Consider the following 15,458-nt stretch of genomic DNA (forward strand, 5'->3'; position numbering starts at 1 on the left):
CGAGGTGATCCCATTGGAGATGATACAAACGGCTGTACAGAATGACCCGCGCGAGCGCTTTGCTGCCGCCGTCACCCTGCACCGACACGCCATGTACCGCGCCGCCCGCGCCCTGCTGGACAGCGATGCGGACGCGGAGGACGCGGTGGGCGAAGCCGTTCTGCGCGCGTGGCAGGCCTTCGGCCGTCTGCGGGATGAAAAAGCCGTCAAGGGCTGGCTGATCCGCATCACGGTCAACTGCGCCTATGAGCACCGCCGCAAGACCGCCCGCGTGACCTATACCGACGATCTGGAGCCGCTGGCAGGTGACGCGGAGGACGAACACGACAGCAGCCTGTGGGATACCGTGCTGCGCCTGCCTGCGGACTATCGCATCCCAACCGTGCTGTATTACTACGAGGATATGACGACTGCCGAGATCGCCCGTGCGCTCGGCATCCGCGAGGGCACGGTGCGCAGCCGCCTGTCCCGCGCGCGCAGCCGTCTGCGCACCCTGCTGAAGGAGGAAAGCGAATATGAAATTTGACGATCGCATCAAAACCCGCGCCGCACGCGAGGGCAGCCCCATCCCTGCGGACTTTGACCGCCGCATGGACGCACTGCTCGACACACTGCCCGAACCGGTGCAGCCGGTCAAAACCCGCCGCCCCTTCCGGCTGGCCGTCAGCCTTGGCATTGCCGCAGCATTGGTAGTCGGCGCAGCCGCAGGCGCGCCCGCCATGCTGCGCATGGCGCAGAACCGTGTGGACTTTTTCGGCGGCAGCACGGAATATGCTTCACAGGCCGATACCTTTGAGCAGTATAACGCCGCCGTCGGCATCAGCGCAGAACATAACGGACAGACGCTGACCATCGACAACCTTGCCGCGGATGACAACTACCTGACCGTATTCTTCACACTGACCGGCGACACGCCCATCGAGCTGGTGGGCGACGCACAAGACCCGGCGCACTGGCGCGCCAAATGGACCACGCCCACCTTCTGGGCCGAAGTGAACGGCAAACTGCTGGACACCTCCGGTTCGATCGAAAACGAAGCCTTTCTGGTGGATGACCACACGCTCAAGGGCCTGCACCGCCTGCCGCTGCGCACCGCGCTGCCCGACCAGTTTGATCTGCTGCTGTTTACCAACGAGAGCAGCTGCGATGCACGGGACGCTGATTTCCGATTCCCGCTTTCGGTGGACAAAAGCGCGGTGAGCAGCCGCACGGTCGAGCCGGGGCGGGACTTCCTCGTGCATTATGAGGGCACAGACGAGCGCGGAGAACGCTTCACCGTTGACCGCGCGCCGCGCATCGAGCGCGTATCGGTCTCCCCGCTCAGCTCGACCATCACTCTGAGCGAGCAGTCGCCCGACGGCGCCCCGTGGGACAGCTTTGTTCTGCGGGATGACAAGGGCAATTTCCTGCCCCGTCTGCCGGCAGGGATGACCGCGGGCGGGTTCGGACGTTCCTCCAACCTGTTTGAATTCATCGGCGCGGATGAAACGACCAAATCCATCACGGTCATCCCGTTTCTCTCCGACTATAAGGCGCATCAGGTCAAGGGCGCGCTGGACGACCTGCCGCTGACGGACGGCAGCGCGAGCGGACTGACGCTCGAAGCACTGACCGTCGGCAAAGAGCAGGCGACCGCCACCTTCTCGCTGCACGGCGCGGTCTGGTCAGCGCAGGCGCAGTTCACCCTTACCGACCGGAACGGCGAGCCGGTGGAATTTGCTTCCGCCCCCTATGCGGACAGCTATGTTGACCGCGAGACCGGCGTCGTCACCGCCACGCTGTACTACCCCGGCGCGACCGAAGCGGAGCTGTCCCTCATCGCAGGCGTATCCTTCTTGCAGACGAACGACGATATAGTGCTGCTGGAGGAGCAGGCGGTCACGATCGAGCTGCCGTAGGATACCACGCACCGCGGCTGCCGAAGCCCACTGCGGCTTTATCCGTCCGTGCCCCTCCCTTCCCCCGGATAAAAGCGGAAAGCCCGCCCATAAAAAGACTGCGGCGGCGTCTGCCTGCCAGCTTTGGCAAAAGTTTTTGCCGCTATTTTATCCGGATAAGCCTTTACTTTTTGTCGGTTTTGTATTATGCTGTTTATAGCAATTACCACCGGTAGGATCGGAAAGGAGAAAGACATGCTCGACGGTACAAGAAAATTCAGCCTTGTAGACGAGTCCAACAAGGAAATGAAGCGCACGCTGACCGCAGTATATGATGCGCTCAAGGAGAAGGGCTATAACCCGATCAATCAGATCGTAGGCTATCTTCTCTCCGAGGACCCGACGTACATCACCAACCACAACAACGCGCGCAGCCTGATCTGCAAGATCGACCGCGACGAGCTGATGCAGGAGCTGGTGCAGTTCTACCTCGATAACTGAGGGACGGACTTGACAAACGGAACATATCCGCTATAATGAAAAGTAGAAGAGGCACTGCCAACAGACGGTTAACCTCAGATACGCTTTATTTTATGAAAAAATAACCGCAATCTTTGGTCGGAGGGCGGTTATTTTTTTATGGTTTTTATGATCTCAAGCAGAATAAGTAGGATGACGATCTGCCAAATCTGTTCCATAAACATCACACTCCTTTCCGTGGAGTGCGGTCAACCGCCTGCCGTGCGCGACAGTGCCTTGATTGTAGAATAGCAAATCCCGCCTGCTTTGTAAAGCGAAAGGAAAGTTATGAACGGTTTTCTCCCCATCAGCAAGCAGGAAATGGCCGATATCGGCTGGTATTACTGCGACTTCCTGCTCATCACCGGCGATGCCTATATCGACCATCCCTCTTTCGGCACGGCTGTGATCTCGCGCGTGCTGGAGGATGCCGGTTATCGGGTCGCCATCCTCAGCCAGCCGGATTTCCGCTCGGAAGCCGACATCCTCGCCATGGGACGCCCGCGCTACGCGGTGCTCATCAACGGCGGCAACATTGATTCCATGGTCGCTCACTACACGGCGGCAAAAAAGCGCCGTTCGGATGACGCCTATACCCCCGGCGGCAAAGCCGGCAAGCGCCCCGACCGCGCCGTGACCGTATACGCCATGCTTGCGCGGCGCGCCTTTCCCGATGTGCCGGTCTATCTGGGCGGCATCGAAGCCAGCCTGCGCCGCTTTGCCCACTATGATTATTGGGCCGACCGCGTCATGCCCTCCATTTTGGAATCCACCGGCGCAGATGGGCTGATGTTCGGCATGGGCGAACATTCCGTGCTCGAGCTGGCCGCCAACCTGAAACACGGCAAAAAGGGCGCGGCGGCCTGCGCAGGTGTGCGCGGCACCGCCTATCTGGCACATGACGCAGAGGGTCTGTCCTTCCCCGCGGTCGAATGTCCCTCGTTTGAAGAGGTCTGCGCGAATAAGCCCGCTTATGCCCGCTCGGTCAAGCTGCAATATGACGAACAGGACCATGTGCGCGGCAAAGCGCTTGTGCAGCGCCACGGCAAGCGCGTGCTCATCCAGAATCCGCCCGCCCTGCCGCTGACGACCGCGGAGATGGATCACGTCTACGGCCTGCCCTATATGCGCACCTATCATCCCTCCTACGAGGCCGAGGGCGGTGTGCCCGCCATTCAGGAGGTGCAGTTCTCCATCATCCATAACCGCGGCTGCTTCGGCGCCTGCAACTTCTGCGCCCTCGCCTTCCATCAGGGGCGGTATATCCAGTCGCGCAGCCACGAAAGCGTGATCGCGGAAGCCAAGCAGATCGTGCAGATGCCCGGCTTTAAGGGCTATATCCACGATGTCGGCGGACCGACCGCCAACTTCCGCGCGCCTGCCTGCAAGCAGCAGGAGGAGCACGGCCTGTGCAAAAACAAACGCTGCCTGTTCCCATCGGCCTGCAAAAACCTTGAAGCAGACCACACGGATTACCTAAACCTGCTGCGCGAGCTGCGGCAGCTCGAGGGGATCAAAAAGGTGTTTGTGCGCAGCGGCCTGCGATACGATTACATGATGGCCGACCATAACGACGCCTTTTTCCGCGAGCTAGTCGAGCACCATATTTCGGGTCAGCTCAAGGTAGCACCCGAGCATATGAGTGATAACGCATTGTATTATATGGGCAAACCATCATTTTCCGTATACGAGCAGTTCCGCGAGCGCTACGCCCGCATCAACCAAAAGCTCGGCCGCAAGCAGTATCTTGTGCCCTATCTGATGTCCTCCCATCCGGGCGCGACGCTGGACGACGCGATCCTGCTGGCCGAGTATCTCAACAAGGTCGGCTACATGCCCGAGCAGGTGCAGGACTTCTACCCCACGCCGGGCACGCTTTCGACCGCCATGTATTACACCGGGATCGATCCACGCACGATGCAGCCGGTTTTCGTCGCCAAAACCGCAGAGGAAAAAGCTATGCAGCGCGCGCTGCTGCAATGGCGTCGGCCGGACAAGCGTCCGATCGTATTAGCTGCCCTGAAAAAAGCAGGGCGCGAGGATCTGATCGGTTTCGGCAAGGAATGCCTGATCCGTCCCGCGCGCGGCGAAAAGCCGCCCGCTGCCGCCAAAAAGCAGCCTGCCGCTGCGCACCGCACGGGCAAAGGCGGCACGCACCGTCCGCCCGCACCTAAAAAGAAGGGCTGGGCCAAGGCGAAAAAGAAAAAATGATCCCATGCAAGCAAGCAGGGGGCAGGATTCTATATCCTGCCCCCTGTTTAGTTGCTTTGATATTATAATGCCGCCGCGATATCGAAAATATCCCTCCAGCCATCCGGCCACACGCCGGTATACAGGTAGGATTCAAAATCCAGCGTATGGCCTGCATTTTCATACAGGTGCACGGTCAAATTCTGTTTTCCCAGCGCTGCAAACGCGTCCCGAACGGCAAGTGTTTCCTCCACGCTGACATTGGCATCCATCGTCCCCTGAAAGATATGGAGCGGCAGCGTCAACTGCGGCATGGTTTCCCTGTTCGGCGGTAAGCGCCGGTGTCCCTCAAACCAGTTTGCGGTCAGTCGCACGGGATAGTGCGTACGCAGCCATGTATCATCCCGCATCCGGATGGCGCGGAAAACCGCTGCGCGGTTTTCCGCATTGTGCGCAGCAAAGTCCGACAAATCAAGCACGCCGTCGCCGTTCTGATCCAACATATCAAACGAAACGCCCAGCGCGGCAGCCACGCCATACCGGTCTTCTTCAAATGCGGCGCGGGTGATTACTCCCGTGCCATCCTCATCAAAATACCGGCGGTAAAACAGCAAATCGCTGTTGCCGCTCTGCTGCCAGTCCAGCACCTCCTCCATTGTGCTGTTGGCATACCCCTCCAGCAGCAAGCCGGCCAGCGCGGCATGGCCGCGGCGCGCCACCGTCGGCGCAATCATCGCGCCCTCGCTCATGCCGAACAGCACCACGCGGGCGTCCCGCAGACGGGAATCTTCCCGCAGCGCGCCAATCCACTGTTCCAGATCGGTTATGCTGTTTTGCGGCGTATAGGTCTGATACGCCGTTTCCTCCACCGTGCAGTACAGCGGCGGCATATCCCCCTCCGTGCAGCCGCGCGCCGCATAGCGGAAGCAGGCGACACCGCGGGAGCAGAACTCCTCTGCCAGCATTTCATAAAAACAAAACTGCGTGCCGTCGCCTTTATCCCGACGGTTATCGCAGGTATTTGGCCCCGAACCGTTGACCAGAATCACCAGCCGCTCCGCATGACCCGCGGGCAGGTCAAGCTTGCCGTTCAGCACGGTGCCGTCCGCGGCGGTCAACTGTTTTCTCTCGGTATGTCGTCCGCTTCCATCCTGATACATACGCATACGCTCCTTCCCACGGGGAGACAAATCCCATTTTCCATCCCGCTCCTCTTCCGCGTGATGACGAAACCGGCGTTCCGGGCTTCCCCTTTTTTTGTATAATAGCACAAAGCCCTGCGAAAAGCTACAAATACAAGGCTTTTTTCATTGCGCCGAAGGGTTTTTGGTGATAAAATAAAGTGATATATTATGTAACGAACCAAGCAACCTATCCGGATGAAAATGAGGGCTTTTATCTATGTGGATCGCAGATAACTGGAAGGACTATGCCGTTTTGGACTGCGGCGGCGGCGAAAAGGTCGAGCGCTGGGGAGAGCAGATCCTTGTGCGGCCCGACCCGCAGGCCATTTGGCCGCGTGAGGTCTCCTGCCGCGCGTGGAGCAAACCGAACGCCATCTATCACCGCTCGAACGCCGGCGGCGGCAAGTGGGAGATCAGGCACTTACCCGAACAGTGGGCCATCCACTACGGCGACCTGACCTTCCAGCTTAAGCCGATGAGCTTTAAGCACACCGGTCTGTTCCCCGAGCAGGCCGCCAACTGGGATTTTATCGACCGCATGGTGCGGGGTGCGGGCCGTCCGGTCAGCGTGCTCAACCTGTTTGCGTACACGGGCGGCGCCACCCTTGCCGCAGCGGGTGCGGGCGCATCGGTCTGCCATGTGGACGCCTCCAAGGGCATGGTGCAGTGGGCGCGTGAAAACGCCGCCTCCTCGGGACTGGCCGACCGCCCGATCCGCTGGATCGTGGACGACTGCAAAAAATTCGTCCAGCGTGAGATCCGCCGCGGCCGCAAATACGATGCCATCATCATGGACCCGCCGAGCTACGGGCGCGGCCCCTCGGGGGAAACGTGGAAGATCGAGGACGATGTTGCCGACTTTATCGAGCTGACCATGGGCGTCCTGTCCGACAAGCCCCTGTTTGTGCTGATCTCCAGCTACTCGACCGGCCTTGCCCCCTCGGTAATGAGCTATCTGCTCGGCATCACGGCGGGCAAACGCGCCGCCGGCCGCATTGAAGCGCAGGAGCTGGGTCTGCCGGTCGAAGCGACCGGCCTGACGCTGCCCTGCGGCTCATCCGCCCGCTTTATTGCGGAAACCTAACTGTACACTTTCGCCAACAGATAGATCAGAAAGGAGCATTCTTATGCCGTCTGCCGTATCACCGCTCTCCACCATGTTCAGCTCGCTCGCGGCTATCCTACTATCGTTCATTCCGCTCGCCATCGGCCTGCTTCTGCTCTACTTTGTCATTAAAAAAGCCATCAAGGATGCGCTGGACGAATATAACCACCCCAAGCTTTAACGGTTTTCCGCCGGCTCGCAGCCGAACGTACATACCAGCAGGGTATGCCGGACAAGCCCCCACCGCATATCACAAACAGGCGGATCCGCCTGACACAGAGGACGAAAACAATCATGTCTGAAATCATCAAAACCGAAAATCTGCAATATGCCTATCCGGTCGAGGACGGTCAGCTTGCCGTACCCGTACTCAAAGGCGTCAGCCTGTCCATCCGGCGCGGCGAATTCGTTGCCGTTTTGGGACACAACGGATCGGGCAAAAGTACCCTTGCGGGCTGCTTCAACGCCATCCGCCTGCCTACCGGCGGCGTGTGCTATGTCGATATGATGGACACACGCAAGGAAGAAAACACCTATGAAGTGCGCAAAACCGTTTCCATGGTATTCCAGAATCCGGACAACCAGCTCGTTGCCACGGTTGTTGAGGAGGACGTCGCCTTTGCGCTGGAAAACATGGGCGTACCGCCCGCGGAGATCCGGAAGCGCGTAGACGATGCGCTCCGCGCCGTCGGCATGTACGATTACCGCAAGCAGGCGCCGCACCGTCTTTCCGGCGGACAGAAGCAGCGCGTTGCCATTGCCGGCGTGATCGCCATGATGCCGCGCTGTGTGGTGCTTGATGAGCCAACCGCCATGCTTGACCCGCAGGGGCGGCGCGAGGTAATGGCGGTGGTGCGCGAGCTGAACAAGCAGTACGGCATCACAGTCATCCTCATCACGCACCACATGGATGAAGCCGTGCAGGCCGGCCGCGTGGTCGTGATGCATCAGGGCAATGTGCTGATGGACGGTGCGCCGCGCGAGATCTTCACGCAGGTGGAGGCGCTGCGCGAGGCATCGCTGACCGTACCGCAAACCATTGAGGTGCTGTACGACCTTGACCGCGAGGACGGCGAAACCCTGCCGATCGACGCGCTCTCGGTTACCGAATGTGCGGATATTTTAGAAAAACAATACCTAAATTGAGAATTGAGAATCGAGAATTGAGAGTGAAGGTACGGCACCGAGCGCCGCATCAAATACCGTCCTTGGCACCTCCTTCCTTCTCCATTTCCCATTCTCCATTCTCCGTTCTCAAAGGAGAATACCATGTCAACCATACTTGAAACCCGGGGCCTGACCCATGTATACGGCGCAGGCACCCCCTTTGAGCGCGTCGCGCTCGACCATGTGGATCTGAAAATCGAAAAGGGCGAGATCCTCGGTGTGATCGGACACACCGGCTCAGGCAAGTCCACACTCATTCAGCACCTGAACGGCCTGCTGAAGCCCTCTGCGGGCGAAGTCCTGCTTGACGGGCAGTCCATCTGGAACGAAAAAGGCAAATGCGCACGCGAAACCCGCTTCCGCGTCGGTCTGGTATTCCAGTATCCGGAATACCAGCTTTTTGAGGAAACCATTGCCAAGGATATCGCCTACGGTCCCTCCAACATGGGTCTTTCGCAGGGCGAGATCGACGAGCGCGTGCGCGAATCCATGCGCGCGGTCGGCCTTGCGGACGAGATGGCGGAGCAGTCCCCTTTTGCCCTTTCAGGCGGACAGAAGCGCCGCGTTGCGATTGCGGGCGTCATCGCCATGCGGCCGGATGTGCTTGTGCTCGACGAGCCGACCGCCGGTTTGGATCCTGCCGGACGGGATGAGATCCTCGGTCTGGTTCGGCGTTATCACGAACAGTCGGGCGCTACGGTGCTGATCGTCTCCCACTCGATGGAGGACATCGCCCGCCTGGCCGACCGTCTGCTTGTAATGGATCACGCCAAGGTGCTGTTCTGCGATACTCCGCGCGAGGTATTCTCCCATGCGGATGAGATCATCGCCGCCGGTCTGGATATTCCCATGATCACCAAGGTCATGCTGGAGTTGAAACAGCGCGGATACGAGGTGGACACCTCGGTATTCACCGTGGAGCAGGCCATGAACGCGCTGCGCGCCTGCAAAGCAAAGGGAGGTGCACGCTGATGCTCAAGGACATCACCATCGGTCAGTTTTTCCCGGGGGACAGCGCGGTACACCGTCTGGATCCCCGCGTCAAAATCGTGCTGACCATCGCCTTTATCGTATTGCTGTTTGTGGCCAACACACCGGCATCCTATGCGCTGATCCTGCTGTTTCTGGCTGCTGTGATCGGCATTTCACGCATCTCACCCAAGCTGGTCGTGCGCGGCCTCAAGCCTATCCTGTTTATTATTATCTTTACCGCTGTGCTCAACCTGTTTTATACGCCGGGTGAGTACATCTGGCAGTGGGGGTTCCTGCATATCAGCAAAGAGGGCATCCGAACCGCCATCCTCATGGTCGTCCGCCTGATGCTGCTTATTGTCGCCACCTCCATGCTTACCTATACCACCAGCCCCATCCAACTGACCGATGGACTGGAGCGCCTGCTTGCGCCGCTCAAAAAGCTGCATGTGCCGGTGCACGAGCTTTCCATGATGATGTCGATCGCGCTGCGCTTTATCCCAACGCTGATCGAGGAAACCGAAAAGATTATCTCCGCGCAAAAGGCGCGCGGCGCGGATTTTGATTCCGGCAATCTGATCCAGCGTGCCAAGGCGATGATCCCCATTCTGGTGCCGCTGTTCATCTCGGCTTTCCGCCGGGCAGACGAGCTGGCTACCGCTATGGAGTGCCGCCTGTACCGCGGGGACGTCGGCCGCACCCGTATGCGCCAGCTCAAGATCGCACGGGTGGATATCGCCGCGCTGCTGCTGACCGCGCTGCTGTTTGCCGCGGTACTGCTGCTGCGCCGCGTCGGGCTTTGACCGTACCGCCCCGCTGCGTGACTGCATATGATGAAGAATATTGCACTGATCCTGTCTTACGACGGGACAAACTATAACGGCTGGCAGATACAGAAAAACGGCCCTTCTATTCAGGAAAGCATGGAAACCGCCGTTTTCCGGCTGCTCGGGCAGAACGTCCATGTTTCCGGCGTCGGACGAACGGATTCCGGTGTCCATGCGCGGCGCTATGTCGCCAACTTCAAGGCGGACTGCACCATCCCGGTCGACCGCCTGCCCTATGCGCTCAACAGCTTCCTGCCGCCGGATATCGCGGTATCCGGCGCGGCTGAGGTGCCGGAGGACTTCGACGCCCGCTTTGACTGCACCAAAAAGGAATACGCCTACTATATTTTTCCCTCCACGCTGCGCGACCCGTTCCATGCGCGCTACGCCTACCGGTACAACTATCCGCTCGATGTGGAGCGGATGCAGGCGGGCGCCCAGCGCTTTGTCGGCCGGCAGGATTTTGCCGCCGTGCGCAGTCAGGGAACGCCGGTGAAAAGCACGGTGCGCACGATTTTCTGGTGCGATGTCGAACAAACGAAAAACGGCCTGATCCGCATCCGCGTATGCGGGGATGGATTTCTGTATAACATGGTGCGCGCCATCGCAGGCACGCTTACCTATGTGGGCGGCGGCAAGCTGACACCGGATGACGTTTCCGCCATCCTGCGCGCAGGTGACCGCGAGCAGGCAGGCCCTACGCTGCCCGCCTGCGGCCTGTTTATGAACCGGCTGTGGTACGACCATACCCCTGCGCTCGCGCCCTTCCATCTGGAAGCATGACCGCGCCCGCGGGCATTTTTTACGAACGATTCACATTTTCTATCCCCGAACACGATACAATAAGGAGGCGGGAAACATGAGCGAACAACAGCCCCGGAAAAACAAACAGAATATCATCCGCTTTCCTTCCTCCGGCAAGGAGCGGCGCCGGCTGCTGCGTGAGCACAAAGACCCCAGACTGCGCATAACCGCAGCCGCACGCACCATATGCGGATGGCTTTTGGTAATCGGCACTTTTCTGTTTCTGCTCACCAATTATTCTCTGTTCTCGCCATCCTCCCTGCGCAGTCTGGTGCAATATACGATTGCGGGACTGCGCCGTACCGATGATGCTATCACCACCATCACCTATCAGAACGGTACGTTCAGCGACGGGGCGCTCTTCCATTCCGGCCTGGCCTATGCCGACAGCGACTCGCTGTTTCTTGCCCGTCCGGGCGGCACGACCGACCTGCAGTATGCGCTCGGCTATTCCGACCCGGTGGTGGAAACCAACGGCGACTATGTTCTGGCATATGACCGCGGCGGCATGCAGGCTGCATTGGTCAATGCTGCCGGCCCTACAGCCGAGCTTACGCTTTCCTCCCCCATCATTACCGGCAGCATCGGCAAGGGCGGCCGGTTTGTGCTGGTGACCGATGAGCAGGGCTACCACACTGCGGTCTCCGTATACGACGCACACGGCAAGGAAATCTTCAAATTTCAGTCCTCCGACTATTACATCGTCTCTGCCGGCCTTTCACCGGACGGAAAAACGCTGGCGGCGCTCGCCTTCCAGCAGAACGGTGTGTCGCTGGACTCCCATGTGCAGTTTTATGATGTATCGAACGGCAAGCTCCACGCAGATGCCGCACTGCCAAATGCACTCGGCATTGAGCTGTGCTATACCGACAACAACACCGCCGCCGTTTTGTGCGACGACGGGCTGTATCTGGTCAGCCGCCGCGGTACCGCCGAGCAGGTGCTTACTTCCGCCTCCGGTGATTTGATCGCCTTTGCCAAGCAGGATAATGCACTGGCGCTGGCCACGCGCTCTTACGCAGGCAATGCCCGCGCGGATTTGTACACTGTGCGCGGCGGAACGCTTTCCGGGCCATACGCCCTGCCGGAGGAACCCACTGCACTGTCAGTCTCATCGGCCGGCACCGCCGTATTAAGCGCTTCGGGTGCCGCAGTGTATGGCAGCACCTTTGCCCCTCGCTGGCGCAACAGCGACGCGGTCGGCGCTCGGCGCCTGCTGCTGACCGGTGACGGCACCCTGTTTGCCCTGTATACCAAAAATGCGCGCATCTTCACCGCGCGTTCAACGAATTCCGAGGATCTTTCCCATGCAACATGACCTTTCTGTGCTGCTGCCGCAGCTCATCAACCTGCCCGACCTGATCCTGCTGGCATTTGTTATTGCCAACATGATTTTAGGCTTTCGCCGCGGTTTTTTCGGTTCGCTTTATGGGCTGATCGGCCGCCTGATCGGGCTTGCCGCCGCATTTTTTGCCGCCCGTGCCGCCGCGCCATATGCTGCCGCCTGGATCGTAACACCGATCATCGGCGATGTATTTACGCAGCGCGCCGCACTGAGCGGCGCAGCCGGTGTGCTGGATGGTCTGCGGCAAACCGTTCAGCAGGCGGCTGCCGGTATGGCCGAAAGCCTTGCCTTTGTGTTGCTGCTTGTGCTGTTCGGCATCCTGTTCGGCTTTCTGATCGGCTTTGCCGCCAAAAGCCTGCATTTTATCGCCCATCTGACACCGCTCGGCGTGCTTGATTCGCTGGCAGGCGGCATGACCGGTATCGCAGCCGGTGTGCTGCTTGCCGCACTGCTGCTGATTGGTGTACAGTGGTTCTATCCCATCGCCTACACCTCGCTCGGCTGGCTTTCCCCCGAGCGGATCAGCCATACCCTGCTGCTGGCAAAGCTGATTGATGTGCTGCCCGTAGCGATCTGACCAATTCATCCCCGGTTCTGCCGGCAAAGGAGTTTCACTTATGAACATGCCAATGTGCTCGCGGTGCAAGAAAAACATCGCGGTGGTGTTCATCACCAAAATCGAAGGCCCGGATCAAAGCACGCAGGAGGGACTCTGCCTCAAATGCGCGCGCGAGCTGGGCATCAAGCCGCTCGACAATATTATGGAGCAAATGGGCATTACGGAGGACGATCTCGAAGCACTTTCGGGTGAGATCGGCTCGCTGGCAGATCTGAACGATCTGGTCACAGCCGGTGCGGACGGATCAGACGATGATGCGCCGCACGAGACCGATCCGCAAAGCAGCTTCCCCGCCCCCGCATCCCCCCTGCCGCAGCAGAATGACCGGCAGGAGAATGGCCGCCGCCAAACCCAGTCCGCCCCGCGGGAGGATAAAAAGCGTAAATACCTGAACAATTACTGCGACAATCTGACCCGCAAGGCCGCGGAGGGCCGCATTGACCACATTGTTGGACGTGACCGCGAGACCGACCGCGTGATCCAGATCCTCAACCGCCGTCAAAAGAACAATCCCTGTCTGATCGGCGAACCGGGCGTCGGCAAAACCGCCGTGGCCGAAGGGCTGGCCGTACGCATCAATGAAGGGCGAATCCCCTTCAAAATGCGCAATAAGGAGGTCCATTTGCTTGACCTGACGGCACTTGTCGCAGGCACCCAGTTCCGCGGGCAGTTTGAAAGCCGCATGAAGGGTCTGATCGACGAGGTCAAGCGGCTGGGCAATATTATCCTTGTCATTGACGAGGTGCACAATATCGTCGGTGCAGGAGATTCGGAAGGCTCGATGAATGCTGCCAATATCCTCAAACCCGCGCTTGCCCGCGGCGATATTCAGGTGATCGGTGCGACCACCCTGAAGGAATACCGCAAATATATCGAAAAGGACGCTGCACTTGAACGCCGCTTCCAGCCGGTATATATCGGTGAGCCGTCAGTTGCGGAAACGACTGAGATCCTCAAAGGCATCCGCTCGTATTATGAAAGCTTCCACGGCGTGACCATTTCGGACGATATGTGCCGCCGCGCCGCAGAAATGAGCGAGCGCTATATCACCGACCGTTTTCTGCCTGACAAGGCGATCGACCTGCTCGATGAGGCCTGCTCACGGCTCAATCTGGATTCTCCGCAGTTGTCCGAGATCCCTGCCCTGCAAGCTGAAATGGAGGATCTGCAAAACCAGCTCGATCAGCTCACGCAGTCGAGTGCCCGCGCCGAGGAGGAAGAGACCTACGCGCGCATTGCATCCTGCCGCCAACGCCTGCTGCAGGTGGAAGGCAAGCTCCACGAGCTGCTGACCCGCCCCGCCCCGGCGATCGACGAGCAGCTGCTTGCTTCAGTTATCGAGATCTGGACCGGTATCCCGGCTTCCAAGGTCGCCGCGCAGGAATCCGTACGCCTGCGGGATATGGAAGGCCGCCTCAAGGCACATGTCATCGGACAGGATGAGGCGGTGGATGCCGTCTGCGCTTCGATCCGCCGCGCACGCGCCGGCATCAGTCCCAAGCGTAAGCCCGCGTCCTTCCTGTTCGTCGGTCCGACCGGCGTCGGCAAGACCGAGCTGGTCAAACAACTGGCGCTCGACCTGTTTGATTCTCCCGACGCGCTCATCCGTCTGGATATGTCGGAATATATGGAAAAACATACGGTCTCCCGTCTGATCGGCTCTCCTCCGGGTTATGTCGGCTATGACGAAGCCGGCCAGTTAACCGAGAAGATCCGCCGCCGTCCGTATTCGGTCGTCCTGTTTGACGAAATCGAAAAGGCGCATCCGGATGTGCTGAACGCGCTGCTGCAAATTCTGGACGATGGACGGTTGACTGACGCACAGGGCCGTGTGGTCAGCTTTGAGAACGCCGTCATCGTGATGACCTCGAATGCCGGATCACAATCCGGCGGCGCCCCTGCGGGCTTTGGCCGCACGGTATCACAGCAAAGCCGCGAGCGTGCGCTCAAGGCGCTTGAGGAGATCATGCGCCCCGAGTTCCTCAACCGCATTGATGAGATCATCGCCTTCAATCAGCTAACCGAAGCGGATTTCCGCCGTATCGCCGTCATTATGCTTGAAGAACTGCGCAATACGCTGGCGGGCAAATCCATCCGCCTGACATGGGATGACAGCCTGCTGGACTGGCTGACCGAGCGTTCCTTCTCCCTCAAATTCGGCGCACGCAATCTGCGCCGCCTGATCGAAAAGGAGATCGAAAACCCGCTCGCTACTGCCATGGTCACCGGTGACCTGCCGCTGACCGGCGCCCATCTGCGCGCCGAAAACGGCAAGCTTTCGATCGACACGATCTAACCGACTGCATAAGCAAGCGCCGCAAACACGGCGCTTGCATTGGTTCACAAGTCGTGTTATCCGACATGCTGTGCTGTCCTTCGCCGCATGCAAACAGCAAAAGCTCCCCTGTGAATTTTTACTCTCAAAACACAAAAAGTCAGGCGCATGTCCTGACTTTTGATATATTTGCGTTGCAAATGCTGTTTTATGCGTGATGTCGCGCGTATTGCTGACGCCCATCGGCAAAATACTTTTTCGACAAGCTGAGCCAGGCAATATGTGATCCGCCCCAGTCAAGGTAGACCGGAGAAATAAATAAAATATAGTGCGGTTATGCTCGCCGTTTCCTTTTTCGGGAACGGTGAGCTTGTTTATGCAGCGAACTTTTCTTTGTATTTTTGAATACGCTTATTTTCAGGAATGGGATACAGTGCAGGAGTATCGGAGTTTAATGCCTCCGTGCGGACTTCCATCGGAGTGCGGGTTTCAAAGCGCTCCTGGAAACGCTCGTAGTTGTAGAAATGGATGTATTTCTCAATGGCCGAGCGAAGGGATTTCTCGTCCTTGAACG

General features: G+C 59.0%; 15 protein-coding genes. 13 read left to right on the forward strand and 2 right to left on the reverse strand.

The window, feature by feature from the left end; all coding sequences use genetic code 11:
• Positions 1–19: 19 nt before the first annotated feature.
• The 4 genes from T363_RS0110020 to T363_RS0110035 all read left to right on the forward strand — a co-directional run bounded on the left by T363_RS0110020 (position 20) and on the right by T363_RS0110035 (position 4,607).
• A complete protein-coding gene (locus T363_RS0110020; RefSeq protein ID WP_031475476.1) occupies positions 20–526 on the forward strand; it encodes an RNA polymerase sigma factor in 507 nt (168 codons plus the stop codon).
• Positions 516–1,898: a DUF4179 domain-containing protein gene (locus T363_RS0110025; protein ID WP_031475478.1), complete on the forward strand. Its 1,383-nt coding sequence runs from the start codon at positions 516–518 to the stop codon at positions 1,896–1,898. Before T363_RS0110020 ends, T363_RS0110025 begins: the two co-directional genes overlap by 11 nt.
• A 234-nt stretch (positions 1,899–2,132) precedes the next feature.
• On the forward strand, positions 2,133–2,378 hold the full coding sequence (locus T363_RS0110030; protein ID WP_031475480.1) for an IreB family regulatory phosphoprotein: 246 nt from the start codon (positions 2,133–2,135) through the stop codon (positions 2,376–2,378).
• A gap of 306 nt (positions 2,379–2,684) precedes the next feature.
• Positions 2,685–4,607, forward strand: coding sequence for a YgiQ family radical SAM protein (locus T363_RS0110035; RefSeq protein ID WP_034972164.1), 1,923 nt, complete (start codon positions 2,685–2,687; stop codon positions 4,605–4,607).
• A gap of 62 nt (positions 4,608–4,669) precedes the next feature.
• On the opposite strand, the gene T363_RS0110040 is transcribed toward T363_RS0110035, so the two are convergent.
• Positions 4,670–5,746, reverse strand: a complete 1,077-nt coding sequence (locus tag T363_RS0110040; RefSeq protein WP_031475484.1) for an alpha/beta hydrolase — start codon at positions 5,744–5,746, stop codon at positions 4,670–4,672.
• Positions 5,747–5,987: 241 nt separating this feature from the next.
• On the opposite strand from T363_RS0110040, the gene T363_RS0110045 reads away from it, so the two are divergent.
• The 9 genes from T363_RS0110045 (at position 5,988) to T363_RS0110085 (ending at position 14,905) form a co-directional block, all read left to right on the forward strand.
• Positions 5,988–6,854, forward strand: a complete 867-nt coding sequence (locus T363_RS0110045; protein WP_031475486.1) for a class I SAM-dependent methyltransferase — start codon at positions 5,988–5,990, stop codon at positions 6,852–6,854.
• Between the two features lie 43 nt (positions 6,855–6,897).
• A complete protein-coding gene (locus T363_RS16055; protein ID WP_154658790.1) occupies positions 6,898–7,056 on the forward strand; it encodes a hypothetical protein in 159 nt (52 codons plus the stop codon).
• 113 nt (positions 7,057–7,169) lie between these two features.
• Positions 7,170–8,021, forward strand: coding sequence for an energy-coupling factor transporter ATPase (locus T363_RS0110055; protein ID WP_031475488.1), 852 nt, complete (start codon positions 7,170–7,172; stop codon positions 8,019–8,021).
• Positions 8,022–8,144: 123 nt separating this feature from the next.
• Positions 8,145–9,014 carry an energy-coupling factor transporter ATPase gene (locus tag T363_RS0110060; RefSeq protein WP_031475490.1) on the forward strand — a complete coding sequence of 290 codons (870 nt, stop codon included), beginning with the start codon at positions 8,145–8,147 and terminating at the stop codon, positions 9,012–9,014.
• Positions 9,014–9,817 carry an energy-coupling factor transporter transmembrane component T family protein gene (locus T363_RS0110065; RefSeq protein ID WP_031475492.1) on the forward strand — a complete coding sequence of 268 codons (804 nt, stop codon included), beginning with the start codon at positions 9,014–9,016 and terminating at the stop codon, positions 9,815–9,817. Before T363_RS0110060 ends, T363_RS0110065 begins: the two co-directional genes overlap by 1 nt.
• Before the next feature lie 27 nt (positions 9,818–9,844).
• Positions 9,845–10,624, forward strand: coding sequence for a tRNA pseudouridine(38-40) synthase TruA (gene truA, locus T363_RS0110070; RefSeq protein ID WP_322786171.1), 780 nt, complete (start codon positions 9,845–9,847; stop codon positions 10,622–10,624).
• 76 nt (positions 10,625–10,700) lie between these two features.
• Positions 10,701–11,963 carry a DUF5711 family protein gene (locus tag T363_RS0110075; protein WP_031475496.1) on the forward strand — a complete coding sequence of 421 codons (1,263 nt, stop codon included), beginning with the start codon at positions 10,701–10,703 and terminating at the stop codon, positions 11,961–11,963.
• Positions 11,953–12,567 (forward strand): CvpA family protein, encoded by a 615-nt coding sequence (locus tag T363_RS0110080; RefSeq protein ID WP_031475498.1) that lies wholly within the window; start codon positions 11,953–11,955, stop codon positions 12,565–12,567. The genes T363_RS0110075 and T363_RS0110080 overlap by 11 nt, the downstream gene beginning before the upstream one ends.
• Before the next feature lie 40 nt (positions 12,568–12,607).
• Complete coding sequence (locus T363_RS0110085) at positions 12,608–14,905, forward strand: ATP-dependent Clp protease ATP-binding subunit (protein WP_031475500.1); 2,298 nt, start codon at positions 12,608–12,610, stop codon at positions 14,903–14,905.
• A 353-nt stretch (positions 14,906–15,258) separates the two neighbouring features.
• On the opposite strand, the gene T363_RS0110090 is transcribed toward T363_RS0110085, so the two are convergent.
• A partial coding sequence (locus T363_RS0110090) for an IS3 family transposase (RefSeq protein ID WP_031475502.1) occupies positions 15,259–15,458 on the reverse strand: 200 nt, incomplete at its 5' end.

The organism is Agathobaculum desmolans ATCC 43058 (assembly GCF_000701665.1).
GTDB lineage: Bacteria > Bacillota > Clostridia > Oscillospirales > Butyricicoccaceae > Agathobaculum > Agathobaculum desmolans.

Bases quoted from the DNA above. Each gene is read 5' to 3' on its own strand.
- T363_RS0110030 (WP_031475480.1), top strand. From the start codon at position 2,133: ATGCTCGACGGTACAAGAAAATTCAGCCTTGTAGACGAGTCCAACAAG.
- T363_RS16055 (WP_154658790.1), top strand. From the start codon at position 6,898: ATGCCGTCTGCCGTATCACCGCTCTCCACCATGTTCAGCTCGCTCGCG.
- T363_RS0110060 (WP_031475490.1), top strand. From the start codon at position 8,145: ATGTCAACCATACTTGAAACCCGGGGCCTGACCCATGTATACGGCGCA.
- T363_RS0110035 (WP_034972164.1), top strand. From the start codon at position 2,685: ATGAACGGTTTTCTCCCCATCAGCAAGCAGGAAATGGCCGATATCGGC.
- T363_RS0110020 (WP_031475476.1), top strand. From the start codon at position 20: ATGATACAAACGGCTGTACAGAATGACCCGCGCGAGCGCTTTGCTGCC.
- truA (WP_322786171.1), top strand. From the start codon at position 9,845: ATGATGAAGAATATTGCACTGATCCTGTCTTACGACGGGACAAACTAT.
- T363_RS0110055 (WP_031475488.1), top strand. From the start codon at position 7,170: ATGTCTGAAATCATCAAAACCGAAAATCTGCAATATGCCTATCCGGTC.
- T363_RS0110045 (WP_031475486.1), top strand. From the start codon at position 5,988: ATGTGGATCGCAGATAACTGGAAGGACTATGCCGTTTTGGACTGCGGC.
- T363_RS0110040 (WP_031475484.1), bottom strand. From the start codon at position 5,746: ATGTATCAGGATGGAAGCGGACGACATACCGAGAGAAAACAGTTGACC.
- T363_RS0110080 (WP_031475498.1), top strand. From the start codon at position 11,953: ATGCAACATGACCTTTCTGTGCTGCTGCCGCAGCTCATCAACCTGCCC.
- T363_RS0110025 (WP_031475478.1), top strand. From the start codon at position 516: ATGAAATTTGACGATCGCATCAAAACCCGCGCCGCACGCGAGGGCAGC.
- T363_RS0110085 (WP_031475500.1), top strand. From the start codon at position 12,608: ATGAACATGCCAATGTGCTCGCGGTGCAAGAAAAACATCGCGGTGGTG.
- T363_RS0110075 (WP_031475496.1), top strand. From the start codon at position 10,701: ATGAGCGAACAACAGCCCCGGAAAAACAAACAGAATATCATCCGCTTT.
- T363_RS0110065 (WP_031475492.1), top strand. From the start codon at position 9,014: ATGCTCAAGGACATCACCATCGGTCAGTTTTTCCCGGGGGACAGCGCG.